24 protein-coding genes are annotated in these 26540 nt (G+C 63.8%); 14 read left to right on the top strand and 10 right to left on the bottom strand.

Annotation, left to right across the window (positions count from 1 at the left end; all coding sequences use genetic code 11):
• Positions 1–237 precede the first annotated feature (237 nt).
• Positions 238–1944, top strand: coding sequence for an IlvD/Edd family dehydratase (locus tag HB630_RS07725; protein WP_213771439.1), 1707 nt, complete (start codon positions 238–240; stop codon positions 1942–1944).
• 168 nt (positions 1945–2112) lie between these two features.
• Here HB630_RS07725 and HB630_RS07720 read toward each other — a convergent pair whose 3' ends face one another.
• Both HB630_RS07720 and HB630_RS07715 read right to left on the bottom strand, forming a co-directional pair.
• Positions 2113–2910, bottom strand: a complete 798-nt coding sequence (locus HB630_RS07720) for an enoyl-CoA hydratase-related protein (RefSeq protein WP_213771437.1) — start codon at positions 2908–2910, stop codon at positions 2113–2115.
• 172 nt (positions 2911–3082) lie between these two features.
• Positions 3083–3976 carry a sugar kinase gene (locus tag HB630_RS07715; protein WP_213771435.1) on the bottom strand — a complete coding sequence of 298 codons (894 nt, stop codon included), beginning with the start codon at positions 3974–3976 and terminating at the stop codon, positions 3083–3085.
• A 211-nt stretch (positions 3977–4187) separates the two neighbouring features.
• Between HB630_RS07715 and HB630_RS07710 the strand changes: the two genes are divergently transcribed.
• Together HB630_RS07710 and HB630_RS07705 are read left to right on the top strand one after the other, a co-directional pair.
• Entirely contained in the window at positions 4188–5447 is a 1260-nt protein-coding gene (locus tag HB630_RS07710; RefSeq protein WP_213771434.1) for a Glu/Leu/Phe/Val dehydrogenase, read from the top strand.
• A complete protein-coding gene (locus HB630_RS07705; protein ID WP_213771433.1) occupies positions 5444–6298 on the top strand; it encodes a VOC family protein in 855 nt (284 codons plus the stop codon). Before HB630_RS07710 ends, HB630_RS07705 begins: the two co-directional genes overlap by 4 nt.
• 73 nt (positions 6299–6371) lie before the next feature.
• On the opposite strand, the gene HB630_RS07700 is transcribed toward HB630_RS07705, so the two are convergent.
• Entirely contained in the window at positions 6372–8387 is a 2016-nt protein-coding gene (locus HB630_RS07700; RefSeq protein WP_213771432.1) for a hypothetical protein, read from the bottom strand.
• A gap of 382 nt (positions 8388–8769) precedes the next feature.
• On the opposite strand from HB630_RS07700, the gene HB630_RS07695 reads away from it, so the two are divergent.
• Positions 8770–9513: a hypothetical protein gene (locus HB630_RS07695; RefSeq protein WP_213771431.1), complete on the top strand. Its 744-nt coding sequence runs from the start codon at positions 8770–8772 to the stop codon at positions 9511–9513.
• Between the two features lie 72 nt (positions 9514–9585).
• On the opposite strand, the gene HB630_RS07690 is transcribed toward HB630_RS07695, so the two are convergent.
• The 4 genes from HB630_RS07690 to HB630_RS07675 all read right to left on the bottom strand — a co-directional run bounded on the left by HB630_RS07690 (position 9586) and on the right by HB630_RS07675 (position 15034).
• A complete protein-coding gene (locus tag HB630_RS07690; protein ID WP_213771429.1) occupies positions 9586–10473 on the bottom strand; it encodes an ABC transporter permease in 888 nt (295 codons plus the stop codon).
• Positions 10474–10476: 3 nt separating this feature from the next.
• On the bottom strand, positions 10477–11418 hold the full coding sequence (locus HB630_RS07685; RefSeq protein WP_213771427.1) for an ABC transporter permease: 942 nt from the start codon (positions 11416–11418) through the stop codon (positions 10477–10479).
• Between the two features lie 115 nt (positions 11419–11533).
• Positions 11534–13045, bottom strand: a complete 1512-nt coding sequence (locus HB630_RS07680) for an ABC transporter substrate-binding protein (protein WP_213771425.1) — start codon at positions 13043–13045, stop codon at positions 11534–11536.
• Between the two features lie 186 nt (positions 13046–13231).
• Positions 13232–15034: a gamma-glutamyltransferase family protein gene (locus tag HB630_RS07675; RefSeq protein WP_213771423.1), complete on the bottom strand. Its 1803-nt coding sequence runs from the start codon at positions 15032–15034 to the stop codon at positions 13232–13234.
• 251 nt (positions 15035–15285) lie between these two features.
• Here HB630_RS07675 and HB630_RS07670 point away from each other — a divergent pair, with 251 nt between their 5' ends.
• Both HB630_RS07670 and HB630_RS07665 read left to right on the top strand, forming a co-directional pair.
• The gene (locus tag HB630_RS07670) at positions 15286–16539 is read left to right on the top strand and encodes an FAD-dependent oxidoreductase (RefSeq protein ID WP_213771421.1); all 1254 of its coding nucleotides are present in this window, start codon (positions 15286–15288) and stop codon (positions 16537–16539) included.
• 112 nt (positions 16540–16651) lie between these two features.
• Complete coding sequence (locus HB630_RS07665) at positions 16652–16897, top strand: DUF6489 family protein (protein WP_213771420.1); 246 nt, start codon at positions 16652–16654, stop codon at positions 16895–16897.
• Positions 16898–16944: 47 nt separating this feature from the next.
• On the opposite strand, the gene HB630_RS07660 is transcribed toward HB630_RS07665, so the two are convergent.
• Complete coding sequence (locus HB630_RS07660) at positions 16945–17871, bottom strand: alpha/beta hydrolase (RefSeq protein ID WP_346656046.1); 927 nt, start codon at positions 17869–17871, stop codon at positions 16945–16947.
• Positions 17872–18024: 153 nt separating this feature from the next.
• Between HB630_RS07660 and HB630_RS07655 the strand changes: the two genes are divergently transcribed.
• From HB630_RS07655 to paaE, 7 genes are all read left to right on the top strand, one after another.
• The gene (locus tag HB630_RS07655; protein ID WP_213771416.1) at positions 18025–18495 is read left to right on the top strand and encodes a phasin; all 471 of its coding nucleotides are present in this window, start codon (positions 18025–18027) and stop codon (positions 18493–18495) included.
• Positions 18496–18670: 175 nt separating this feature from the next.
• Positions 18671–19540, top strand: coding sequence for a phenylacetic acid degradation operon negative regulatory protein PaaX (paaX, locus tag HB630_RS07650; RefSeq protein WP_213771414.1), 870 nt, complete (start codon positions 18671–18673; stop codon positions 19538–19540).
• A 77-nt stretch (positions 19541–19617) separates the two neighbouring features.
• Entirely contained in the window at positions 19618–20607 is a 990-nt protein-coding gene (gene paaA / locus HB630_RS07645; RefSeq protein ID WP_213771413.1) for a 1,2-phenylacetyl-CoA epoxidase subunit PaaA, read from the top strand.
• A gap of 19 nt (positions 20608–20626) precedes the next feature.
• Positions 20627–20914: a 1,2-phenylacetyl-CoA epoxidase subunit PaaB gene (gene paaB / locus HB630_RS07640; protein ID WP_213771411.1), complete on the top strand. Its 288-nt coding sequence runs from the start codon at positions 20627–20629 to the stop codon at positions 20912–20914.
• 111 nt (positions 20915–21025) lie between these two features.
• Complete coding sequence (gene paaC, locus HB630_RS07635; protein WP_213771409.1) at positions 21026–21802, top strand: 1,2-phenylacetyl-CoA epoxidase subunit PaaC; 777 nt, start codon at positions 21026–21028, stop codon at positions 21800–21802.
• Positions 21796–22299 (top strand): 1,2-phenylacetyl-CoA epoxidase subunit PaaD, encoded by a 504-nt coding sequence (paaD, locus tag HB630_RS07630; RefSeq protein WP_213771407.1) that lies wholly within the window; start codon positions 21796–21798, stop codon positions 22297–22299. Before paaC ends, paaD begins: the two co-directional genes overlap by 7 nt.
• A gap of 2 nt (positions 22300–22301) precedes the next feature.
• Entirely contained in the window at positions 22302–23384 is a 1083-nt protein-coding gene (gene paaE, locus HB630_RS07625) for a 1,2-phenylacetyl-CoA epoxidase subunit PaaE (RefSeq protein ID WP_213771405.1), read from the top strand.
• 113 nt (positions 23385–23497) lie between these two features.
• Here paaE and paaK read toward each other — a convergent pair whose 3' ends face one another.
• Positions 23498–24829 carry a phenylacetate--CoA ligase PaaK gene (gene paaK / locus HB630_RS07620; RefSeq protein WP_213771403.1) on the bottom strand — a complete coding sequence of 444 codons (1332 nt, stop codon included), beginning with the start codon at positions 24827–24829 and terminating at the stop codon, positions 23498–23500.
• A 51-nt stretch (positions 24830–24880) separates the two neighbouring features.
• Complete coding sequence (paaI, locus tag HB630_RS07615) at positions 24881–25336, bottom strand: hydroxyphenylacetyl-CoA thioesterase PaaI (protein WP_213771401.1); 456 nt, start codon at positions 25334–25336, stop codon at positions 24881–24883.
• A gap of 174 nt (positions 25337–25510) precedes the next feature.
• Here paaI and HB630_RS07610 point away from each other — a divergent pair, with 174 nt between their 5' ends.
• Complete coding sequence (locus HB630_RS07610; RefSeq protein ID WP_249780718.1) at positions 25511–26536, top strand: zinc-binding alcohol dehydrogenase family protein; 1026 nt, start codon at positions 25511–25513, stop codon at positions 26534–26536.
• Positions 26537–26540: the final 4 nt, after the last annotated feature.

Here is a 26540-nt window from a genome sequence, read left to right as displayed (position 1 = left end):
AGTGGCGGTGAGGTGCGGCTTGCCGCATTGTTCGCGACGCCGTGTTCTTTTAAACCATGAAATGCCGCGTATCTTGAGGACCGGGCGATCATCAAGCCCGGGCAGGCTTGGCTCAAAAACGCTATAATCGCCACTTGCGGCCGCAGCCCGGAACCCATACTCACGGTCCCCGGATATGGATTTCCGACCTTACCTTACGGATTGGCCGGAACGATGTTTGAATGAAGGGAGCCAAAGATGGCTGACGGACTGCGCAAGGGTTTGACGAGTTACGGCGACGCCGGGTTTTCGCTGTTCCTGCGCAAGGCCTTCATCAAGGCGATGGGCTATTCCGACGATGCGCTGAACCGCCCGATCGTCGGCATCACCAACACTTTTAGCGATTACAATCCCTGCCACGGCAATGTGCCGCAGATCATCGAGGCGGTGAAGCGCGGGGTGATGCTGTCGGGGGCGATGCCGATGGTGTTCCCGACCATCTCGATCGCCGAAAGCTTCGCCTATCCGACCTCGATGTACCTGCGCAACCTGATGGCGATGGACACCGAGGAGATGATCCGCGCCCAGCCGATGGATGCGGTGGTGGTGATCGGCGGCTGCGACAAGACGCTGCCGGCCCAGATCATGGCCGCGGTCAGCGCCGATCTGCCGACGGTGGTGATCCCGGTCGGGCCGATGGTGGTCGGCCATCACAAGGGCGAGGTGCTCGGGGCCTGCACCGATTGCCGGCGGCTGTGGGCGAAATACCGCGCCGGCGAAATCGACGATGTGGAGATCGAGGCGGTCAATGGACGGCTGGCGCCTTCGGTCGGGACCTGCATGGTGATGGGTACGGCCAGCACGATGGCCTGCGTCACCGAGGCGCTCGGCCTGTCGCTGCCGATGAGCGCGACCATTCCCGCGCCGCACGCGGAGCGTTTTCGTAGCGCCGAAGCCAGCGGCCGGGTCGCCGCCGCGATGGCGGTTACGAAGGGACCGCGTCCGAGCGAATTGCTGACGCCGGCCTCGTTCAGGAACGCCCAGGTGGTGTTGCAGGCGATCGGCGGCTCGACCAACGGCCTCATTCATCTGACGGCGATCGCCAACCGCACCAAGCATCGCATCGATCTCGATGCCTTCGACAAGCTTGGCCGCGAGGTGCCGGTGCTGATCGACCTGAAGCCCTCGGGCGAGCATTACATGGAGCATTTCCATCATGCCGGCGGCGTGCCGAAGCTGATGGCGCAGCTCGGCGATCTGATCGATCTCGATGCCAAGACTGTCAGCGGCCAGACGCTGCGCGATGTCGTCGCCGGCGCAGAGGATGTTCCGGGGCAGGACGCGATCCGGCCACGCAGCAACCCGATCAAGCCGGAAGGTGCGATGGCGGTGCTGCATGGCAACCTCGCGCCGCGCGGCGCGGTGATCAAGCATTCCGCGGCGAATCCTAAGCTGTTGCAGCACACCGGCCGCGCCGTGGTGTTCGAGTCCGTGGAGGACATGACGCTGCGGGTCGACGATCCAGATCTCGACGTCAACGCCGACGACGTGCTGGTGCTGCGCAACGCCGGGCCGAAGGGCGCGCCGGGCATGCCCGAGGCCGGCTATCTGCCGATTCCGAAAAAGCTCGGGCGCAGCGGGGTCAAGGACATGGTGCGGATCTCGGACGCGCGGATGAGCGGCACCGCGTTCGGCACCATCGTGCTGCACATCACGCCGGAATCAGCCGTCGGCGGCCCGCTGGCGCTGGTGAAGAACGGCGACATGATCCGGCTCGATGTTGCCAAGCGCAGCATCGATCTGCTGGTCGACGCCGCCGAGCTCGACAAGCGCCGCGCGGCGCTGAAGCCTGCGACGACGCCGGACTGGGCCAAGCGCGGCTACGCGCATCTGTTCAACGAAACCATCCTGCAGGCCGACGAGGGCTGCGATTTCGACTTCATGCGCGGCGAGGGCAAAGGATAGCGGCGAGGGGTGATCTAACGGCTCGGACATCAACCCGACCGTCATGCCCCGCGAAGGCGGGGCATCCAGTAATCCGAGTCGATGAGTTAATCCGAGGTGCTGCGGAATAATGGATCATCCGCTTTCGCGGATGATGATGGCTTACTTGGCGGCTAACGTTTTTGACCTTTACTTCCCCTTGCTCGTAAACTTCTTCACGGCAACGCGGAATTCGTCGGTCTGCATGCAGCCGATGATGCCGTCGCGTTCGGCATCGAGCTGGGCTTCGACCGGGGTGTTCGGCGCGCTGTAGACCAGCGCCTTGGTTGCGGCGATCCCGGCCGGCGCGGTTTGCGCCAGGCGCTGCGCCAGCTCGCGGGTCGCGGCCTTCAGCTCGACGGCCGGAACCATTTTGGCGAGCAGGCCCCATTGATAGGCCTGCGCCGCCGAAAAACTGTCTTCGGCGAGAAAGATTTGCAGCGCGCGCCGCGAACCGACGCTGGCCGCAAGGCCGACGGTGCCGCCGCCGTCTGGCGAGACCCCAAGCTTGGCATAGGCCGGCGTGAAGCGCGCATCTTCCGCCGCGATGCAGAGATCGGCGGCGAAAGCGAGCGACATGCCGGCGCCTGCGGCCGAGCCATGTACGCTGGCCAGCACGATCTTCGGCATCCGCCGCAGCGTCGCGATGAAGGCATGGTAATGTTGCAACAACTCGCCGACCACGGGCGCGATGGTGTCGGAAGCCGCGGCGGCGCCGATGGTTTGCAGGTCGCCGCCGGCGCAGAAGGCGCGGCCTTCGCCCTCGATCACCAATACCCGGATATCGTTCGACGCCTCGATTTGCGCGCCGAGCTGTTCAAGCTTTTTGGCGATCGACAGGTCGATCGAGTTGAACGCGGCCGGACGGTTGAGCGTGATGGTCGCGATCGGGCCTTCGATCCGGAGCAATGCGGGATCGTCGGGCAGCGAAGTGGCGGATGTCGGCATGGCGATAGCCCTGATCGGTAAGGTCGAAGCGCATTTAGATAGCAGAAGAGGAGAGGTGACAATCCCCGGCCGTATCCGCGCAATCCAGCCTGAACACAGATCGACAGGCGGTGCAGCGGATCATCGCACTGCAACAGCCGATAGAGTGAGGGTCTTACCGGACACCAGCTTGCTAGGCGCCTACCTGAAACTCCTGCTTGACGGTCTCGATGTCGGCAAGCGTCGGCAATCCGGCCTCGTTGCCGAGGCGCTGGATCTTGTAGGTCGATGCGGCGCGCGCAAACTCGAAATGGTCGTGCCAGCTTTTGCCGGGATTGGCGAGATAGGAATAGACATAGGCGCCGTGGAACACGTCGCCGGCACCGTTGGTGTCGAGCACGCGATCGCGCGGAATCGGCAGCGCCGGAAGCGTGCGAACCGCGCCCGCTTCGTCGTACCAGACAAGGCCGCGTTCCCCCATCGTGACGCCGCCGACGCGGCAGCCGCGGCTCTTGAGATAGTCCAGCATCTTTTCCGGCGTCAGGTCCATCTGCTCGCACAGCCGTTCGGCGACGATGGCGACATCGATGAATTCGAGCAGTTCGTGCGTGTTGGTCCGCAGGCCGCCGCCGTCGAGCGATGTCAGGATGCCCGCCTTGCGGCACAGTTTCGCATAATGGATCGCGGCATCCGGCTGGTGACCGTCGATATGCAAGGCGCGGCAATTGCCGAGATTCAAAAGCGGGAAGGGATGGATATGCTCGTCGTCGCGGCAGCGCACGATCGCCCGCTTGCCGTCCTTCGGCATGATGAAGGACAGCGACGACGAGTTGACCTTGCGCGGATGGATCGAAATCCCGTACTTCGCGGCCATGTCCTGAAACATCCGGCCGAGCCAGTCATTGGCGACGGTGGCGATCAAGTCCGGTACGATTCCGAGTTTGGCGCAGCAAAACGCCGCCGTGACCGCGTTGCCGCCGAACGAGACCGCGTAGGCGGATGCGACATGCTTTTCGTCGCCGGTCGGCATGTGATCGGTGATGAAGGTGACATCGATATAAGTTTGTCCGATGAAAAGAGCCTGCATTCGTTTTCCGTCGTGGCTGATGGGTGGTCCCGGCCGGCCTGCATACATTAGCACCGGTTATGGCGGATCATTCGCTAAAATTATTCGCAACTGGACCGCTGGCGAGATAACTTTGCAGCCGTGCTACAACCGTCCTCCGGCACTGGGCCGGCGACCGGGCGGTCCGCATCCGCTCCGAGTTCCTGGCAGCGAGAGATCGACGAGGAAAACGATGACTGTCTATTCCGGCCCGGTGTTCGATATGGCGGTGAAGCAGTTCGGCGTGATCGCCAACTATCTTGAAATCCCGATCGACGAGCGCGACCGCCTGCTGTTGCCGAAGCGAGCGATCACCGTGTCCTGCCCGATCCACCGCGACGACGGCACGGTCGCGGTGTTCGAGGGCTACCGCGTGCAGCATCATCTCACGCTCGGCCCCACCAAGGGCGGCACGCGCTTTGCGCCCAGCGTCGATATCGGCGAGGTCGCCGCGCTCGCGATCTGGATGAGCTGGAAATGCGCGCTGGTCGGTCTGCCCTATGGCGGCGCCAAGGGCGGCGTCAATGTCGACCTTTCCCGGATATCCAGGCGCGAGCTGGAAGCGTTGTCGCGGCGCTACATGCAGGAGATGATTCCGTTCGTCGGGCCGCATACCGACGTGATGGCGCCCGACATGGGTACCAACGAGCAGGTGATGGCGTGGTTCATGGACACCTATTCGATGTATCAGGGCCGGACCGTGACCGAGATCGTCACCGGCAAGCCGGTCGCCTCCGGCGGCACCTTGGGAAGGCGCGAGGCGACCGGGCGCGGCGTTGCCTATCTGGCGCAGCGGGTGATGCGGGAGCTTTCGATCGACTCGAACCATGCCACCGCCGTCATTCAGGGTTTTGGCAATGTCGGCTCCTACGCCGCGCTGGGCTTGCATCAAGCCGGCCTCAAGGTGATCGCGGTCAGCGACCACACCGGCGCGCTTCACGACGCCAGGGGCCTCGACATTCCCGCACTGATGCGGCACGCGGCCACGCATGGCAGCATCGCCGGCTTCTCCACCGAGTTGCAGTTCGACCCGAAGCAAATCCTGACGCTGGCCTGCGACGTTCTGGTGCCGGCGGCGATGGAGCGCGTGATCGATGCGCGCGTCGCGGAAAACCTGAAATGCCGCGTCCTGGCGGAAGGCGCCAACGGCCCGACCACGCCGGACGCCGATTTGGTGCTGGACAAGCGTCAGAATGAAATCTTCCTGATCCCCGACATTCTTTGCAACTCCGGCGGCGTGGTGGTCAGCTATTTCGAATGGGTGCAGGATTTGCAGCAATTGTTCTGGGAGGAAGAGGAAGTGATGCGGCGCGAGTACCACATCCTCGACCGCGCCTTCGAACAGATGCTGGCGCGCGTGCGGGCCGACAAGGTTTCCCATCGGACCGCTGCGATGGCGATCGGCGTGGAGAAAGTCCGCGCCGCCAAGAACACGCGGGGGCTTTTCCCGTGATTACAGGATTAGATCACGTCGTCGTTCTCGTCAGCGACATCGAAGCCGGAGCGGCCGCCTACCAGACGTTGTTCGCGCGTGCGCCATCGTGGAGAAGCGCGAGCGATGGCGCCGAGCGCGTGCTGTTCACGCTCGACAATATGACGCTGGAATTGATGGCGCCCGGTGGCGATGGCGCGGCCGCCGATCGCATTCGCGCGGTTCTGGCCGAGCAGGGCGAGGGGCTGGCGAGCCTCTGCTTCCGCACCGATGATATCGCGAAGATGCACCGCAGGCTGGACCGTCTGACGCTGAAGCCGGAATCGGTTGTGGAAGCCGAGAGCCGGGATGCGGCGACCGGCACGGCGATGTCGTGGAAACGAACCCGCGCGGCGACCGATAGGACGCGCGGTGTGCGGCTGTTCTTCCTGGAATTGGCAAGCCAGCGTCCGCTTTCGGCGCCGACCGCTCCCGCCTCGATCGCCGCAATGGATCATGTGGTGATCGGCACCGCCGATCCCGAACGGGCCGCCGCGCTCTACGGCGCGCGCCTTGGGCTCGACATGGCGCTGGACCGCTCGCATCCGGAATGGGGCCGGTTGATGTTTTTCCGCTGCGGCGATCTCGTCGTCGAGGTGGCCCACCGGCCGGGCAGGGAGGCTGCTGACGCGCCGGACAGGCTCCGCGGCCTTTGCTGGCGGGTCGCCGACATCGACGCGACCCGGGCGCGGCTTGTCTCAGCCGGCGTCGATGTTTCGGAAGCGCGCGCCGGCCGCAAGCCGGGGACGCGGGTGATGACGGTGCGCAGCGGCACCTGCGGCGTGGCGACGCTACTGGTGCAGCGTTCGCCGAAGCCCGATGAAGATCGCTAAGCTTCGACGCGGACGCACCGGACGCGATTCATGTTTAAACCCGGCCGCGCGTGCTTGCACGCGGAATCGTGCTCTATGCGTGGGTCGGCCAGTGCCGTTCGCGGAACCAGATGCGGTAGTCCGACGACATCTTCGCGCGCTGCGCCGCCGGCGCGTGCCGCTTGCAGGTCGAGGCTTCCTCGCTGCTGTCAGGCGCACCCCAGCGCAGTTCGGCGCAGTCGTTCGGATTATAGGCCATCTCGAAATCCGCCGCCCGATCGATCACGTCCTTGAGCGACAGCGTCCATTGCGAGCCATCGCTGCGCGTATAGGAAAATTTGCGCGAGGCAAGCTCGGATTCGAGCACGCCCTGCAATTCGGTTTTCACGGTCCCGATGCTCTTGCCGGCCGGTATCGCGTACCGGTCCCGTCGTCGCGCGAAGTGATCGGGAAATCCGCGCACCACATCGATCGCGATCAGCAGCCGGAAGTCGCGCGCCGGCGTCGAGTAATCCTCCCAGGCGCCGGTGGTCTCGAAGATCGAAGGGCCGTTCGGCATCGCGGTGTCGCCGGCCTGCTTGTCCTGGTATTTTCGTCCGTTCTCGACCGATGTGACGCGCGTCTTCACCTGCTCGTTGAGGCTGGTGATGGCGTCCGTCATCGCCTTCACGGGATCGAGCGGCTCCGGCGACATCACGTCATCCATGCGGTCGTAAAAGTCCTCGGCGCTCAGCTGTGATTGCTCAAGCGAAAAATCATCATATTGCGGATTCTTGCCGATTTCGGCGTTGCTCAGCCGCCGCAACGGGCCGTTTTTGTCGCGCACAATCGGCCGGAAATGCTTGAAGCCGGGACTGCCCAGCGAAGGCTCGTGTACGAACAGGAAATTGCCGCGCCAGAACCGCTTGCGGGTGATCGATCCGTCCGGCTCGGCATCGACGGCGAGGAAGACGCCCGGCGTGCCGTTCAACTCCGGCACGCGATGCACCAGCATCAGCACGTGGCCGTAGGGGTCGGCGTATACCGTTCCCGGGCGCAGTGCCTGCTGTGTCAGCGGAACGGTGTAGAAATCGCTGTTGTCGTCGTTCGCCGCCACGCGCACGGCGCCGGTATGGACGACATCGCCGACATTCCGCAAATATTCGGCGAATGTCGCCGGCCGCTTCGGCTTCGGCGGTGTCGGAGCGGCGGGTGGCGGAGTAGCCGCCGGCGGCTCGGCTGGTTGTGACCGGCCAAACAAACCGAGGACGGTCGGCCTTGGCGCGGGAGGCGTGGCGGCGGCCGGAGTGGCCGCTGCGATGTCCTGTTCGACCGGCGGCGGCGGACGCGTGACCTCCGGATGCTCGATGTCGAACCACTGGTAACATTTGGGCGGCTTGCCGGCCATGCCGCGCGAGCAGTTCGAATAGCCGAACGGCAGCCCCATCTTGTAGGCGAAATAGGCGCGCAGGAAATAGACGAAGTCGGCGCAGTCCGGGCGCAGGCCGGTCTGGGTATTGTCCTCGTTGAGACCCAGATGGTTGAACAGGAAATTGCGCGACCGGTCGCGCAGCACTTCATGCCACACTTTCCAGGACAGGTCCTGGTCGGGCGGCGCGTCGAACAGTTTCTCGATCCATGCCGAAAACAACGCTTCCGTCGTGCTGTTCCAGTTGTTGCGCACCTGCCAAAAGCTTCCCGACGGCGCGTGCAGGGGCTCCGGCTTGCTTGCGCTCACGGCGATCTCGCGTGTGATCGTGCTGCAACCCGCCGCTGCGTGGTCGAGCGCCAGCGTCGCGTGCCATGTGCCCGCGGCCGGCGCGGCGACCTCGGCGAACCAGGAATAAGGCGCGCCGCCGTGGCGGTCGGACGATTTGGCCGCCACGCCTCCGTCGGGCGCGGTCAGCGAAAGGACGCCCTCGACCGGGTTTTCGGTAACGACCATGACGCGCAACGGCGCGCCCTTCCAGGGAGCGAGCGGCGAGGGCAAAAACGTCAGTTCGGGTGCGTCTGCACAGGCGGCGGATGCCGCTTCGGCCGGTGATCCCGCCGTTGATAACAGCAGAAAGGAACATCCACCTGCGATCAGCAACAAGGCCGTCGCGGCGGCAAACCGGCGTGGGAGCAGCATTTGAATGATAACCTTCGTAGAAAGCGCCCCGAATGTGGATTCGGCTCTGCAGAACCAAAACATACGATACCGAATTCGCGGTCATGAGTCAGCGAATTTGAAGGCGATTTTGCGGCCCGGTGGTCGTTCTCGATGGCGGCAGAGTTCCACGGGCAACCGGCCATGCTCGGCTTAGATTGAACCCGTCAGGTTTCCGGAAAGCTTCCAGCCGCCTTGGCTGTTCGTGCATCGCCGTGAGAGGCGCAACGTCGGCTTCGGCCGCCGTTTTGCTTTCGGAAGGTTGTCGCGGCATGCCGTCCCGGCAGGCACCCCCTGCATTGCATCCGATGGCATCCGGAACGTCACCATGCGATGATGAGGGGTCAATCAAGGAACCCCAGACATGACCACGCAGGATTTTTCGGCCGGCAATTATCGTTTCATCCCGGCCGTGTTTCAGTATTCGAGCGGCGCCGCGGCCCATGCCGGCTTCGAGATCGAGCGGGTGCGCTTCGATCGGCTGGTGCCGCTGGCGGAGGGGTTTGCGCAGATCGCCAAGTATATTCAAGCCGCCGGACGGCCGCTGACGTCGTTCTGTGCCTGCGAGTTGCGTTCGCCTGCGGTTGTCACCGAGGACGGGTTTCGAACCTTCAACGAGCACTACGTCAAGACGCTGGCGGAGTGGGGCATTTTCGACGGCACCACCAATCCGGTGGCGCGCAGCAATGTCTGTCTCGAGATCGATCCGCCGGCCGAGCCGTCATTTTACGCGTTTTCCTTTACCCGGCCGAGCAGCAGCGCGGCGTCATCGTTCGTGATCGCGGGCGGTGCCGAAACGCGCGGCACCGGAAGCTACCCCGAGCGGATCGTCCGCTATCGTGACACCAGCCTGGAAGCGCTGAAAGAGAAGGTCCAGTGTACGGTCGGGCAAATGGAAGAGCGGCTTCGAACCTTTGGATTTGGCTGGAAGGATACCACGGCGGCGCAGGCCTATTCGGTGCGTGACTTCCATCCGGTCATGGTCGACGAATTGGTTCGCCACGGCGCTCTGCGGTCGGGCCTGACCTGGCATTTTGCCCGTCCGCCGGTGCTCGATCTGGAGTTCGAGATGGACTGCCGCCGTGTCACGCGCGAATTGCTGATTTAGAGGATCTTATCAGAAAGTTTTTCTCATGGTGAGGAGGCGCGGAAGAAGCGCCTCCTCACCATGAGGGCACCATTACCGTTCGCGCGGATCGAGCGCGTCGCGCAGGCCGTCGCCGACCAGGTTGAACGACAGCACCACGAGGAAAATCCCGAGCCCCGGCCACAGCGCCATCCACGGCGCGCTGGTCAGGAAGCGTTGCGCGGAATTCAGCATGCTGCCCCAGGACGGGGAGGGCGGCTGTTGGCCAAGCCCTAGAAACGACAGCGCGGCTTCGGCGATGATCGCGGCCGCGACCGAAAGCGTGGCCTGCACCAGCAAGGCCGGCATGATGTTGGGCAGGATGTGAACCACGACGATCCGCCACGGCGGATTGCCGACGGCGCGCGCAGCTTCGACATAATCCTCGACTTTCACGTTCATCACCTGGCCGCGGGTCAGCCGTATGAAGATCGGCGTTGCGGAGATGCCGATGGCGATCATGGCGTTGCTGAGGCTTGGGCCGAGAAAGGCGGCGAGTGCGATGGCGAGGATCAGGAACGGGCAGGCGAGCATGGCGTCGGTGATGCGGCTGATCAGCGCATCGATGAAGCCGCCGCGATAGCCGGACAGCAATCCGAAGGGAACGCCGATGCCGAGCGCGATCCCGACCGAGATCACGCCCGCCATCAGCGAGGCGCGCGCGCCATAGATCATGCGGCTCAGGACATCGCGGCCGAGATCGTCGGTGCCGAACCAATGCGCTGGTGACGGTGGCTTGCGGACCAGCGACCAGCTTGTCGCGATCGGATCGTAGGGCGCAATCAGCGGCGCGAATACCGCGAGCGCGGCGAATGTCGCGATCACGGCGAGCCCGATCACCGCACCCTTGCGGTGGAGCAGCCGGCGCAGCGCGCGCCGGGCCGGGCTTTCCAATTCATCCGTCGGGATCACGGACAGATCGCCAAGCGCAGCATCGGCCATGCGCTATGCCCTCAGCCGCGGATTGACCAGCATATAAGCGAGATCGGCGAACAGGTTCAGCGTGATGTAGACCGTCGCCGTCACCAGCACCACGCCCTGGACGACGGCGTAGTCGCGGTTGAACACCGCATCGACGATCAATTTGCCGAAACCGGGAATGGAGAAGATCTGTTCGGTCAGCACCGCGCCGGACAACAACGTTCCCAGTTCAAGCGCGCCGAGCGTGATCACTGGCGTCAGCGCGTTGCGCAGGGCGTGTTTCAGGATCACGTTGGTCTCGGAAATGCCCTTGGCGCGCGCGGTGCGGATGTAATCGCTATCGAGCACCTGCAACATGGCGCCGCGGGTGTGCCGCATCAGAATCGCGGCGATGGCGTTGCCGAGCACGAAGGCCGGCATGATGGTTGACGCCAGGCTGGCGCGCCAGTTTTCGGACAGCGGCACATAGCCAGAGGCCGGCAGCCAACCCAGCTTGATCGAGAACAGGAAGATCAGCATGATCCCGAGCCAGAAATTGGGGGTCGAAATGCCCCACAGCGCGAACAGGTTGGCGCCGTAGTCCCACGCCGTATCTTTTTTCACCGCCGAGACGATGCCGGCGGGAATGCCGATCAGGAAGGCGATCACGATCGCCATCGACGCCAGTTGCAGCGTGACGGGAAGCTTCTCCTCGATCAGCTTGAGCACCGGCTCGTTGTTGCGGAGCGACTGGCCGAAATCGCCCGACAGCACGCCTTTCACCCAGTAGAAATATTGCACCGGGATCGGCCGATCGAACCGGTATTTCTGGCGGATCTGGGCGATGATCGCGGGATCGCGTTCCTCGCCGGCCATCACCAGGGCAGGATCGCCCGGCAGCAATTGCTGCAACGAGAAGATCAGGATCGACACGAAGAACAGTGTCGGGATCAACTGCACGATGCGCTTGGCGAGGAAATTCAGCATCGTCTTTGCCCAGTTTGACGCACGGGGAGATTCAGTCCGGCCGATGGCGGCCGCCGTGTCGTTCCCTCCCCCGCAAGGGGAGAGGGAGTGGAGAAGGTGCTCAGGCCGATCGGGCTCATTTCAGTTTCAGCCCGACCACGCGCACCAAGCCATCCGGCATCTGCTTGTAGCCTTCGAGCTTGTTGGTGTGGGCGATCAGGATCGTGCGGTGATAGAGGTAGACGATAGGCAGATCGGTGAGCAGGATGTTGGTGAGCTTTTCATAGATCGCCTTGCGCTCGGCCGGGTCGACGACAAGACGGGCGTCTTCCATCAGCTTGTCGGCTTCGGGGCTCGAATAGCCGCCGTCGTTCTGTGGCGCCTTGCTGTGCATGAACACATAGATATTGGCGTCAGGATCGATCCGGCCGCTCCAGGCGATCTGGAAGATCTGGAATTGGCCGGCCTGCGCCTGCTGGAAGGCGGTCGCAAATTCGACGACGCGAATTTTCAGATCGAATCCCGCTTCGGCGGCCATCGATTGCACCACCTCGGCGACGGCTTCGTTCTCGGCCCCCTTGGTGACCATGTAGTCGACGGTGACAGGCAGCGCGACCCCAACCTCTTTCAGCAAGGCCTTGGCCTTTGCCACGTCCCGCGGCCGGATCGGAAACGTCTTCTGGTAATAGGGATGCTGCGGACTGACCCACTGGTTGCCCGGCGTGAACTCGCCGTTGAAGACAACCTGGTTGAGCGCCTCGCGGTCGATCGATAGATCGAGCGCCTGCCGCACCTTCTCCGACTGGCTGAGCGCGCCCTTGTTCTTGTCGTTGGCGATGTTGACCGTAAGCCCGAGATAGCCGAGTTCGGGCGCCGTCGAGAGCACGAGGTTTGGATCGGAGCGGACGTCCTTGATGTCGGTCGCCAGCACGCGTTCGATCAGGTCGAGCCCGCCGGATTTCAGGTTGGCGAGCCGCACCGTCGCATCGACGATCGGGTAAAACACCACGCGGTCGATGAAGACATTGTCCTTGTTCCAGTAATCGGCGAACTTCTCGAACACCATGCGATCCTGCGGCACGCGCTCGACGAATTTATAGGGGCCGGCGCAAACCGGATGCAGCCCGAACTTGTCGCCTTCCTCCCTGGCCGCCTTGGGCGACACCATCATGCCGGCGCGATCGGTGAGTTGGGCGATCAGCGGCGCGTAGGGTTTATTGAGAACGAGCTTGATGGTGAGGGGATCGATGATTTCGACGTGGTCGACGCTCGATAGTTCCGATTTGCGGAACGAGGTTGGCAGCGTCATGTGACGCTCGATCGAGAATTTTGCGGCTTCCGCGTCCAGCGGCTCGCCGTCATGAAACTTGACGCCCGGCCGCAGCTTGATGGTCATCGCCTTGCCGTCGGCGGAATTTTCATAAGACAGTGCGAGCTGCGGAACGATGTTGAGATGTTCGTCGATGTCGAACAGCTTGTCGCAGAAGGCGGAGAACACGATGCGGCCGACATAGGTGCGGGCGATCGACGGATCGAGAATATCAGGGTCTTCGGCGATCCCGATGCGCAATGTCGTCTGCGCCTGAACCCCCGCCCCGCACGACAGCAATATCGCCGCCGCCATTATCGCCAAACGCAAAGACTTCATTGTCCTGGTCCTCATCCACCTCACGCCCTGGCGGGCGCTATCCGATTACAACAACCCCGAAAAAGCCTGCGGCTTCCGTTCCATTGCGGCGGGCTGGCACGGCTTTGATCCCGGCATGAATTGCATTGCAATCGGTATGCCAGCAGGCGGTATGCCAGACATCGGTATGCCGGATTCACCTCGTTATCATCGTCCGGCGGCGTAACCTTGCATACCGCGCGGATTAGCCGCGGCGCGGCGGCGTCGACCGATCTTCGAGGCCGCGGTGAGGCGGCCTTCCGACCAGCTCGGGCCGGTTTCGACGATATGGCCGCGCGCCTTCAGCGTATCGATCGTCGCCTCCGGCACGCGGTCTTCGACCACGAGCACGCCGGGCCGCGAGGTGCGCGGCCAGAACGAGATCGGGAAATGCTCGGAATGCCAGGCCGGCGCGTCGATCGCTTCCTGAAGGTTCATCCTGGCATGAACATGCCGCAGGAAGAATTGCGTGATCCATTGATCCTGCTGGTCGCCGCCCGGCGAGCCCCAGGCGAGATACGGCTCGCCGTCGCGCAGCGCCATGGTGGGCGAGAGCGTGGTGCGCGGACGCTTGCCCGGCGCCAGCGCGGCCGGGTGGTTCTCCTGCAGCCAGAACATCTGCGCGCGGCTGCCGAGGCAGAAGCCGAGTTCGGGGATGACCGGCGAGGATTGCAGCCAGCCGCCGGACGGCGTGGCCGAGATCATGTTGCCGGCCTGATCGATGATGTCGAAATGCACGGTGTCGCCGCGCACCTCGCCGAAGCGGCCGACGGTGGGCTCGCCCGCGCCCATCGCGCCGACCGCTTCGCGATGGCCTTCGGCATGGCGCAGTTTGACCAGCGAGCCAAAACCTTCGACGGAGCCGGGGGTGAAGTCGAGCGAGGCCCGGTCGGAGATCAGCTTGCGGCGCTCGTCATTATAGGCGTCCGACAACAGCGTCGCGATCGGGATTTCCGTGAATTTCGGGTCGCCGTAGAACTTCTCGCGGTCGGCATAAGCGAGCTTGGCGCATTCGATCTGGAGATGGATGAATTCCGGCCCCGTAGGATCGAGTCCGTCGAGTTCGAATCCTTTGAGCAGCGCGAGTTGCTGCAACATCACCGGACCCTGGCTCCAGACGCCGGCCTTGCAGACGGTATAGCGGCCATAGTCGTAGGTCAGCGGCGCTTCGATGGTCGGTTGCCAGCGCGCCATGTCGTCGGCGGTCAGCACGCCGCGATGCGGCGAGCCGCTGACATCCATTATTTCTTGCGTCCGGCAGAACCTGTCGATCGCCTCCGCCACGAAGCCGTGCGACCACGCTTGTCGCGCCCGCTCGATCTGCGCGACGCGATCGGAGCCTGCGCTCTCGGCTTCTTTCAGGATGCGGGCATAGGTCTCGGAAAGTTTCCTGTTGGTGAAGAGCGTGCCGGGTTTCGGCACTTCATTGTTCGGCAAATAAATCTCGGCCGACGTGGTCCAGTGCTTGCGGAACAATTGCTCGACAGTCTTGATCGTCGCGGAAGCGCGCTCGACCAGCGGATAGCCGTCGCGGGCATAGGCGATCGCAGGCTCCAGCACATCGCGCAATTTCAGCGTGCCATAGTCGCGCAACAGCAGCATCCAGGATTCGAAGGTGCCGGGAACGCAGGCGGCGAGCAATCCCGTGCCCGGCACCATCTCGAGGCCCTCGCTGCGGTAATGCGCAATGGTCGCGGCCGCCGGCGCGGGACCCTGGCCGCAAATCACCTCGGTGCGGCCGCGCTTGACGTCGTGTACGATGATCGGCACGTCGCCGCCTGGACCGTTCAAATGCGGCTCGACCACCTGCAACGTGAAGGCCGCGGCGACGCCGGCGTCGAAGGCGTTACCGCCTTTCTCCAGGATGCTCATCCCGACGGCGGTCGCGATCCAATGGGTCGAGGTGACGACCCCGAACGTGCCTTCGATCTCCGGCCGGGTGGTGAAGGGATCGGGGTTGATATTGCTCATCGGAATCCGTCATTGCGTTGAGGCCATCGGGCCGGGCGCACTTGACCACAGCCCAGGCTGGCTGCCAACCGGTCCGGGACCGGGCCTCGCATTGCCGTGACCATGCGGGCGCCGCCGCGGAAGCCGGGCCATTGGCGTCCGCACAAGCGCGATTCCCGGCGGGAAAGCGGTTTGCGTGGTCATGTCGTAATAACTAGTTTCATCATCAGCAACGATACTGAGCGCGTTGCGTTCAACTCCTGGAGTGCCGTATGGCGGAACTGAAGGCCGACGTTCTTGTGTTGGGTGCGGGTATGGTGGGCGTCGGCGCCGCCTTGCATTTGCAGAAGCGGGGAAGGGACGTGATCCTGATCGACCGGAGCGATCGCGCCGGCGAGGGGACCAGTTTCGGCAATGCCGGGCTGATCGAATCCGCCTCGGTCTTCCCCCTGATGTTTCCCCGCGACTTCAGGCAAATCCTGCAATATGCGCTGAACCGCACCCCGCAGGCGCATTATCATTTGTCCGGTCTGCCGGCCTTTCTGCCCTGGCTGGTGCGCTACTTTTTCGCCTCGTCGCCGCAGCGGGCGCTGCACAGCGCCATGGCTGAACTGCCCTTGATCCAGCGCAGCCTGGTCGAGCATGAGGCGCTGATCGCGGAAGCCGGAGTGCCGGAGTTGCTGCGGCGGACCGGCTGGATCAAGCTGTTTCGCACCAATGCGACGCTCAAAGCCGCGGCCGATGAACTGAGGCGGGCGAAGCAGTATGGCGTCGAGGGCGACATTCTCGACGCCGGGGCGATTGCGCTGAAGGAGCCTGATCTGCGCGGCAAGTTCGCCGGCGCGGTCTATTTTCCCCAGCCTGGATTCATCCCCGACCCCGGCGGACTGGCCAAGGCCTATGCGGCGTTGTTCGAACGCAAGGGCGGCCGCTTCGTGGTCGGGGACGCGCGAACCCTCGAACAGACCTCGGCCGGATGGCGCGTGAGCGGAGCCGCGGGCGCGATGGTCGCGCGCGAAGTCGTGGTGGCGCTGGGGCCGTGGTCCGATCTGGTGTTTCGTCCGCTCGGCTATTCCATTCCGCTTGGCGTCAAGCGCGGCTATCATTTGCATCTGGCGCCCAAAGGCAACGCGGTGCTCCATCATCCCGTGCTCGATTCGGATAATGGCTATCTGCTGGCGCCGATGAATCGCGGCATTCGCCTCACCACCGGCGTCGAGTTTGCCCGCCGCGATGCGCCGCCGACGCCGGTGCAGGTCGAACAGACCTTGCCGCGCGCGCGCGCGATGTTTCCGTTGGGTGAAGCGATCGATGCCGAGCCCTGGAAGGGCGCGCGGCCCTGCTTGCCCGACATGATTCCGGTGATCGGCAAGGCGCCCCGGCATCCCGGCCTCTGGTTCGATTTCGGGCATCAGCATCATGGCCTGACGCTGGGCCCCGTTACCGGCCGCCTGCTGGCGGAAATGATGACGGGAGAAACGCCGTTTACCGATCCGAAGCCCTACGCCGCTGAACGCTTCGGTTGACCATAACCGGCGAATGCGGCTCCGGCCGTCGCCTGAATCGGAGAGGTCGCTTGCGTGACCCCGCCGGTCGCGGCGATACTCGGATCTCCTTACATCGCGATCGGAATCGGACATGAAGGTCAACATCGAAATAGATTGCACGCCGCTTGAAGCCCGGCAGTTCTTTGGGTTGCCGGACGTGGTTCCGATGCAGACAGCCGTCATGGACAAGCTGCAGCAGCAGCTGATGAGCAACATCGAAAAGGTTTCGCCGGAAGCGTTGATGCAGAGCTGGTTCACCTTCGATCCGAAGATCGCCGAACGGTTCCAGGACATGTTCGTGACCATGGCCGGCCTCGGCGGCGCAAAGAAGAAGTGACGGTTTGGCGGATTCTCGCATCGTCTGGAGAATCACGAGGCCCACGGTTATGATTCGATCACCTGCTTTGCTGCCGTGCGCGCATGTTCGGCGATCGCATTGATGATCTGCGGCCACATCGGGATCGGCAACGCATGGCCCATGCCTTCGATCATCAGGAGTTTGGCGCCGGGAATCGATGCCGCAGTGTCCTTGCCGGCCGCGGGATGCACCAGCGGATCGGCGGTGCCGTGAATCACGAGAGCCGGCGCCTTGACCGATCGCAGTCGGGTCTTGCGGCTGCCTGAGGCCAGGATCGCGCGGAGCTGGCGCGCCGCGCCGGCCGGACTGAGGCCGCGTTCATAGACGCGTTCCGCCCGTTCGCGGTCGAGCGCCTCGTCTTCCGGAAAACTGCCGGCGCGCAGAACCTTCCAGGTCCGGGCAAAGCGGGCCAGGAATTCCGCCTTGGTGGCCGGCGGCGGCGCCATCAGTACGGCGGCGGCCTCGCGGGTCGGCGGCGGCAGCCTTGGATCTCCCGTCGTCGACATGATCGAGGTGAGCGAGCGCAGGCGCTCTGGAAACGAAATCGCGATTTCCTGGGCGATCATGCCGCCCATCGACGCGCCCACCACATGCGCCGACGCGAGGCCGAGCGCGTCCATCAGCCCGATCGTGTCCCTGGCCATGTCGGATAGTTTGTAGGGCGCCGCGACCGGAATATGCAGGAAACGCAGCCTGAACAGTTCGAACGCCGTCAGGCGCCGGCCGCCGGAGAGCTTGCTGGAATGGCCGACGTCGCGGTTGTCGAAGCGGATGACGCGAAATCCGCGGGCGGCCAGTTGCCGGCAGAATTCGTCCTCCCAGTGGATCATCTGGGCGCCCAGCCCCATGATCAGCAGCAGGGGCGCCGCGTCGGCATTGCCGAAAATCTCGTAGCAGATGTCGATGCCGTTGGCGTGGGCGATCTGCGGCGGCTGATAAGCGGGTGCGGTCACTGCGGTCGTTCCGTCAAAAGATCCGGGGGCGGTGATATTGCAATGCAACATTTATGTTGCATTGCATCATTAATCATGGCATAAAAATTACGCTCCGGGCCAGAGTCGGACGGGGCGGAACCCATAGCTTAGATATTAAGGATGGAGACACCTATGACCACTGAGACCCCAAATTCGCTTTTGGAGAGCTTCAAGGACGCCTTCGCGCCTGTCACGGATGCGTTCAAGAATCTCACGGTTCCCGAATCTGCCAGGGAATTCGTCAAGAAGACGGCCAATACGGCCAGAGAACGCGCCGCCGACTTCCATGCCGGTTCGGAGCGGGTGACTTCCGTGATCGAAAATGCTGCCACCGGTTCGGTCGGCGAAGCGGCCAAGATCAGCCGCAACATTCAGCAGGCCGTCTATCAGGATGCTGAAACGTTCTTTGCCGGCATCGACAAGCTTGCTTCCGCGACCTCGCTCAGCGAGGCGGTTCAGATCCAGTCCGATCTGGTTCGCGCGGGCGGCGAGACCTTCGCATCACGGGCGAAGGCGGCGAGCGAATATCTCGGCAAGCTCGTCACCGACGGCGCCAAGACCGCGCAGGACAATCTGTCCAAGGTCTACAACAAGACCGCCTGACCGGGCTCGTCTTGACTATCTGTCCTTTGAGGCCCGCTCTGGCGGGCCTTCTTTTTATTGCGGGCCGTAAGTGACCGTAATCCTCATGGCGAGGAGGCGTCTTGCGCCGTCTCGAAGGATGAGGACGATGAGCCCCGCATTGTCGTAAATTGGCAAAACGCGCTATGCGTGGTGGATGCCGCAGCCGCTTGCTCGAATAGTCGCACAGCTCAAGCGCGAACCCTCGCGCACCGGCTCCATCGCCATCACCGTGTTCGGCGACGCCATCGTGCCGCGCGGCGGCTCGGTCTGGCTCGGGACGCTGCTTGCGTTCTTTGAGATGCTCGACATCGACGCCGGCGTGGTGCGCACGGCGATGTCGCGGCTCGCGGCCGATGGCTGGCTCGAGCGCGACAAGGTCGGCCGTAACAGTTTTTACCGGCTGGCCAGGAAGGGGCGGCAGACCTTCGATGCAGCGACCCGGCATATCTACGATCCGCCGCCATCCGATTGGACCGGCCGCTTTGAACTGCTGCTGATCGGAAACGGGGAAGATCGCGACGCCGCGCGCGAGGCGCTGAAGAATGCGGGCTTCGGCAGCCCGATGCCGGGTGTCTGGGTCGCGCCGTCGGGCGTTCCGATACCGGACGAGGCCGGCCGCGCGATCCGTCTGGAACTGTCCGCCGAAGACGATAGCGGCCGGCGGCTGCTCAGCGAGAGCTGGCCGCTCGATCGCACCGCCGGCGCCTATCTGAAATTCATCAAGACCTTCGAGCCATTGCGTGGCTGGATCGCCCGCCGCGAGACCCTTTCCGACGCCGCCGCCTTCACCGCCCGTATCCTGCTGATCCACCATTATCGCCGCGTGGTGCTGCGCGACCCGCTATTGCCGCCGGCCTTGCTCCCGAAGGACTGGCCGGGCAGGGCCGCGCGCCAGCTCTGCGGCGAGATTTATCGCGGCTTGCTTCCGCTGTCGGAACAATGGCTCGACCGCAACGCCAGCAACCAGCGCGGGGCGCTGCCCAAGGCGGGCGACGAACTGGCGCGGCGGTTCGGCGAGGCGTGAATATGTTACAAAAATAACTTGTATTTTGAAATTTGTGTTATACGTTAACCCCCAAGAAATTCCGGGGGAGGCCGGCCATGTATACGCAAGCGCTCAATACGTCGGACGCCGAAGACCGCAATATCGAGGACGCTGGCCGGGCGGCGCAGTTTCAGGCGCGCATCGATGCCGACGAGCGCATCGAGCCTAACGACTGGATGCCGGCGGCTTATCGCAAGACGCTGACGCGGCAGATTTCCCAGCACGCCCATTCCGAAATCGTCGGCATGCTGCCCGAGGGCAACTGGATCACGCGGGCGCCGACGCTGCGGCGTAAGGCGGCGCTACTGGCGAAGGTGCAGGACGAATGCGGCCACGGGCTCTATCTTTACGCCGCGGCCGAGACGCTCGGCGCCTCGCGCGAGGAACTGGTCGACATGATGCTGGCCGGCAAGGCCAAATATTCCTCGATCTTCAACTATCCGACACTGACCTGGGCCGACATCGGCACGATCGGCTGGCTGGTCGATGGTGCGGCGATCATGAACCAGATTCCGCTATGCCGCTGCTCCTATGGCCCCTATGCGCGCGCGATGATCCGCGTCTGCAAGGAGGAATCCTTCCACCAGCGCCAGGGTTTCGAAATCATGCTGACGCTCGCGCGCGGCACCGAAGAGCAGAAGGCGATGGCGCAGGACGCGCTGAACCGCTGGTGGTGGCCGGCGCTGATGATGTTCGGCCCGCCTGACACGATAAGCCAGCACAGCGACGCCTCGACCCGGTGGAAGATCAAGCGCTTTTCCAACGACGAACTGCGCCAGAAATTCGTCGATGCCACGGTGCCGCAGGCGCACTATCTCGGCCTCATTATTCCCGACCCCGGCATGAAGCAGGATGAAGCCGGCCATTGGGTCTATAGCGAGATCGACTGGACCGAATTCAACCAGGTGCTCGCCGGCAACGGCCCCTGCAACCGCGATCGCATCGCGGCGCGGCGCAAGGCGCACGACGAAGGCGCCTGGGTGCGCGAGGCTGCTGCCGCTTATGCCGAGAAGCGCAGGCAAAGATCCGCGGCGCAGGCCGCGTAATCAATTCAGGGAGGCCGCGATGGCGACGCCGAACATTCCGCTCTGGGAAGTCTTTATCCGCAGCCGCAATGGCCTGGCGCACAGGCATGTCGGTTCGCTGCATGCGAGCGATCCGACAATGGCGCTGCAGGCCGCGCGCGACATCTACACCCGCCGCGGCGAGGGCCTGTCGATCTGGGTGGTGCCGTCGCACGCGATCACGGCTTCCGATCCGTCCGAAAAAGGCATGATGTTCGAGCCGGCGGAATCCAAGATCTACCGTCACCCGACGTTCTATGAGGTGCCGGAAGAGGTCGGGCATATGTGATTTCGTTTTCGTCATTGCGAGGAACGAAGTGACGAAGCAATCCAGTTTTCCATCAGCCATGGATCGCTTTGCTTCGCTCGCAGTGACGGCCGCGCAAACAGGTGATTGAAAATGGCCGTCGCCAATATCCAGGTCTCCGAAACGCCGCTGGTGCTGTACACGCTGCGCCGCGCCGACGATGCGCTGATCCTCGGACATCGGCTGTCGGAATGGTGCGGCCACGCGCCGATGCTGGAAGAGGACATGGCGCTCGCCAATATGGGCCTCGATCTGCTGGGCCAGGCCCGTGAGCTTTATAGCTATGCCGCGAAGGCCGAGGACAGGGACAACGACGAAGACAAGTTCGCCTATCTCCGCGACGCCAGGCAGTACCGCAACCTCTTGCTGGTCGAACAGCCGAACGGCGATTTCGCGCAGACCATGGTGCGGCAGTTCTTCTATGCGGCGTTCGCCGATCTTTATTGGCGCGCGATGATGAAATCGGCCGACCCCACGCTCGCCGCGATCGCGGCCAAGTCCGAAAAGGAGAGCGCCTATCATGTGCGGCATTCATCGGAATGGATCGTCCGGCTCGGCGACGGCACCGCGGAAAGCCATGTCCGCGCGCAAGCCGCGATCGACCAGCTCTGGGCTTTTACCGGCGAGATGTTTCAGGCCGACGGCAGCGAGCGCGGGTTGATCGACGCCGGCATCGCGGTCGACCCGGCGGCGCTGCGTCCGCAATGGCTCAAGACGGTTTCCGAGGTCGCGCGCGAAGCGACATTGGTTCTCCCCGAGAGTGACTGGATGCAGCAGGGCGGCCGCAGTGGCCGGCACAGCGAACATCTCGGCCATCTGCTCAGCGAGCTGCAATCGATGCCGCGGACCTTTCCGGGGACGACATGGTGACCGTGGCGCTCAGCGATGGCGAATTGCGGCAGCGCGCCTGGAAGGCCGCGGCTGATGTCGTCGATCCCGAAATACCGGTGCTGACCATCGCCGATCTCGGCGTGCTCCGTGACGTTACGGTGAGCGACGGCCATGTCGAGGTTTCGATCACGCCGACCTATTCCGGCTGCCCCGCGATGAACATGATCGCGCTGGAGATTGAGCTGGCGCTGGAGCGCGAGGGCATCGCGGATCCGAAAATCCGCACCGTGCTGTCGCCGGCCTGGACCACCGACTGGATGAGCGACGACGGCCGCCGCAAGCTCCGCGATTACGGCATCGCGCCGCCGCAAGCCGGAGGCGGTCGCCGCGCGTTGTTCGGCGAGCAACGGGTAACGTGTCCGCAATGCGGCTCCACGGATACTGAGGTGCTGTCCGAATTCGGCTCGACTTCCTGCAAGGCGTTGTGGCGCTGCAAAAGCTGCCGCGAACCGTTCGATTATTTCAAGTGTCACTGACCATGTCGTCGCCAACCCCACGCTTTCACCGTCTCGCCGTCAACGATCTGCGTCGCGAGACGCCGGATGCGGTATCGCTGACCTTCGCGATTCCGAAGGATCTCGCGGATGATTACAGTTTTACGCCCGGCCAATATCTGACGCTGCGCACCATGATGGACGGCGAGGAAATCCGCCGTTCCTATTCGATCTGCTCCGGACCCGACGACGGCGAATTGCGGATCGCGGTGAAGAAGGTCGATGGCGGCGCGTTCTCGAGCTGGGCGGCCGAAGAATTGAAGCGCGGCGATGAACTCGACGTGATGACGCCGACCGGCCGTTTCGGCGTCGCACCCGCGCCCGAGCAGGCGCGGGTCCATGTCGGCTTTGCCGCCGGCTCCGGCATCACGCCGATCCTGTCGATCGTGAAAGGCGTGCTGGCGCGCGAGCCGAACAGTCGGTTCTTCCTGTTCTATGGCAACCGCACCACCGGCGGCATGCTGTTCCGCGAAGCGCTGGAAGAGCTGAAGGATCGTTTCATGCAGCGGCTTTCGGTGTTTCACGTCATCTCCGGCGAGGAGCAGGATATCCCGATCCTGCACGGACGGCTCGACGGCGAGAAAGTGAGGGTGCTGCTGCGCTCGCTGATTCCGGCCGCGAGCGTCGATCATGTCTTCATCTGCGGCCCCACCGGCATGAGCGAGGATATCGAGGCGAGCTGCCGCGACATCGGCATCGCCGATGACCGCATCCATGTCGAGCGTTTCGTCTCGGGGCTTGGCGGCAGGCCCCGGCCGAAGACGGTGGTGCCGGCCGGTGCGCCGCCCAAGGCGATCGCCTCGCTGATCGTCGATGGCAAGCGGCGCGACGTGCCGGTCGCCGAAGGTGAGGCGATTCTCGACGCTGCCTTGCGCGCCGGCCTGGATCTGCCGTTCGCGTGCAAGGGCGGCATGTGCTCGACCTGCCGCGCCAAGCTGGTCGAAGGCAAGGCCGAAATGGAAGTGAACTATTCGCTGGAGCCGTGGGAGCTCGAGGCGGGATTCATCCTCACCTGCCAGGCGCGGCCGGTGTCAGACAAGGTCGTGGTCGATTACGACCATGTGTGAGCCCTTTCGTCATTCCGGGATGCGCCGCAAGGCGCAGACCCGGAATCCAGAGGTTATGGCGCGAGATTCCGGGTTCGTCGCTGCGCGACACCCCGGAATGACGAGGTGAGCAACTAAGCCTTCGGCCGCTTGTCTAACACCCGCTTGGCTTTGCCGAGCGAGCGTTCCAGCGTCTCCGGCGCCACCACCCGGATCTGCGTGGTGATGCCGATGGTGTTCTTGATGAAGGTCGAAACCTTCTCGGCATGGGTGGTCAACCCGCTGCCGTCCCAGCTTTCGGGGCGGGCTTCCGCCAGCACCGTCATCTCGTCCATCCGGCCTTCGCGCGTCAGTTCGATGATGAAATGGCCGCCGCACCAGTCGGTGGCGAGCAGCACTTCCTCGATCTGGGTCGGGAACACGTTGACGCCACGCAGGATGATCATGTCGTCGGAGCGGCCGGTGACCTTTTCCATCCGCCGCATGCCCGGCCGCGCGGTGCCCGGCAACAGCCGGGTCAGGTCGCGGCTGCGGTAGCGGATGATCGGAAACGCTTCCTTGGTCAGCGAGGTGAACACCAGTTCGCCTTTCTCGCCCTCGGGCTGCACCTCGCCGGTGTCGGGATCGATCACCTCGGGATAGAAATGGTCTTCCCAGATGTGCAGGCCGTCCTTGGTCTCCACGCATTCCTGCGCGACACCGGGGCCGATCACTTCCGACAGGCCGTAGATATCGGTCGCATCCATGTCGAAGGCCGCTTCGATCTCGGCGCGCATCGCGTTGGTCCACGGTTCGGCGCCGAAGATGCCGAATTTGAGCGACGATTGGCGCGGGTCGAGCCCCTGTTTTTTAAACTCGTCGAGGATCGCCAGCATGTAGCTCGGCGTCACCGTGATGATGTCGGGCCTGAAGTCGTTGATGAGCTGCACCTGCCGCTCGGTCATGCCGCCGGAAACCGGCACCACCGTACACCCCAGTCGTTCGGCGCCGTAATGCGCGCCGAGGCCGCCGGTGAACAGGCCGTAGCCATAGGCGTTGTGCATGATCATGCCGCTGCGGCCGCCGGCGGCGCGGATCGAGCGCGCCATCACCTCCGACCACATGTCGATGTCGGCCCTGGTATAGCCGACCACGATCGGCTTGCCGGTGGTGCCGGAAGAGGCGTGGACGCGGACCAGTCTTTCCCGCGGCACCGCGAACATGCCGAACGGATAATTGTCGCGCAAATCGGTCTTCACCGTGAACGGAAATTTCGAAAGGTCTTCGAGCCGCTTGAAATCGGAGGGATGCACGCCGGCCCTGTCGAAGGCCTTTTTGTAATGCGCGACGTTGTCGTAGGCGTGTACCAGCGACCAGGCGAGGCGCCTGGTTTGCAGCGCCATGATCTCGTCGCGCGAGGCGCGCTCGGTCTCATCCATTCCGGCGCCGGTGCCGCTTCCCCTGGATTGAAGGCTGATCGAAGCCATCGTGCGTTTCCCCGAATGATGATTTTTATTTAGTTTGTCATCTGACGTTTTTTATTTAGTACCGTCATCTGGCGGCAACCATGCCCCGCCGATGCTGCGGGAATGGCCGCGGAATTGCGCGATCACGACGTCACCCGCTGTGACGCGCACATCATAGATGCCGGAGCGGCCGCTGCGCGAGATTTCCGTGGCGGTCGCGATCAGCCGGTCGCCGAGCTGGCCCGGCCGGATGAAACTGATATTGCCGTGGGCGGCGACGACGCGTTCATTATGGGTGTTGCAGGCGAAGGCGAAAGCCGAATCCGCCAGCGTGAAGATGAAGCCGCCGTGGGCGATCCGCTGGCCGTTGACCATGTGCGGCTGGACCGTCATCGCCAGCGTGGCCTGGCCCGGCTTGACCTCGAGGATTTCCATGCCGAGGCCCTTGCTGGCGTCGTCCTGCTGCCACATCGCGTCGGCGCAGGCGCGGGCGAGATCGTCGGGCGACAGCGTCGCTTTCACCTCCACTTTGGTCTCTCCGCGCTGTGAGATCGATCCAAAACGTCCTCCCTGGGCTGCCGCCGGGCTTGTTGGAACAAGCCTCTTGAACTAAGCGATGAGATAGCTAGTCATGATGCGAAGCGGCCATGGTGTCAACGAATCCCGTGGCCTCAAAAGCGCATCCGAAACCCTGGAACGTCGATGGCGTCTTCCCCGAAAGTATCAGATGGTTCGCCGATGACCGTCGAGGCGCGTTGCGTGCGTCTGCTGGCGAAGGCAGACACGCCGGATGCGCTGGCGCCGGTGATCGAACGCCGCCCGTTGTCGCGTGCCGCGAAGGACGTGCTGATCGAAATCAAGGCGGCGGCGGTGAACCCGTCCGACGTCAAGGCCGCCACCGGCCTGATGCCCTATGCAGTGTTCCCGCGCACCTCCGGCCGCGACTACGCAGGCCGCGTGATCGATGGTCCGAAACAGTGGATTGGCCGCGAGGTGTTCGGTTCGTCCGGTGATCTTGGAATCCGGCGCGACGGCACCCATGCCACGCATCTCGTGGTCGAGGCCGATGCCCCGGTCGAGAAGCCGGACAATATCTCGTGGGAGGAGGCCGCCGGGATCGGCGTGCCCTTTGTCACCGCGATGGAAGGTTTTCGCCGCGCCGGCATTCCCAAGCCCGGCGAGACCGTGCTGGTGATGGGCGTCAACGGCAAGGTCGGTCAGGCCGCGACCCAGATCGCGACCTGGCATGGCGCGCGTGCGATCGGCGTGGTGCGCAAGAGCGAGGCTTACGAAGGCCACGCCAATTCAAAGGTCGACATCATCGACGCGTCCGCAACCGATGTCGCGGCGCGCGTTCGCGAATTGACCGATGGCAAGGGCGCCGACATCGTCTTCAACACCGTCGGCGATCCTTATTTTCAGGCGGCGCATAAATCGCTGGCGGTGCGCGGCCGCCAGATCCTGATCGCGGCGATCGAGAAAATCGTGTCGTTCAACATCTTCGAATTCTATCGCGGCCAGCACACCTATGTCGGCATCGACACGCTGGCGCTGTCATCGGTCGCGACCGGTGCGGTGCTCCGGGAACTCGGTCCCGGCTTCGCCTCCGGCCATCTCAAGCCGTTTCCGATCAAGGCAAGCGCGATCTATCCGCTGCAAGACGCGAAAGCCGCGTTTCTCGCGGTCTCGGGATCGGCGCGGGATCGCGTCGTCCTGCGGCCGGCCTGATAGA

The sequence above is a fragment of the Bradyrhizobium sp. dw_78 genome, from assembly GCF_018449525.1.
Classification (GTDB): Bacteria; Pseudomonadota; Alphaproteobacteria; order Rhizobiales; family Xanthobacteraceae; genus Bradyrhizobium.
Note: the sequence above shows the minus strand (reverse complement) of the source record. Positions and strands in the feature narration are given on the sequence as shown.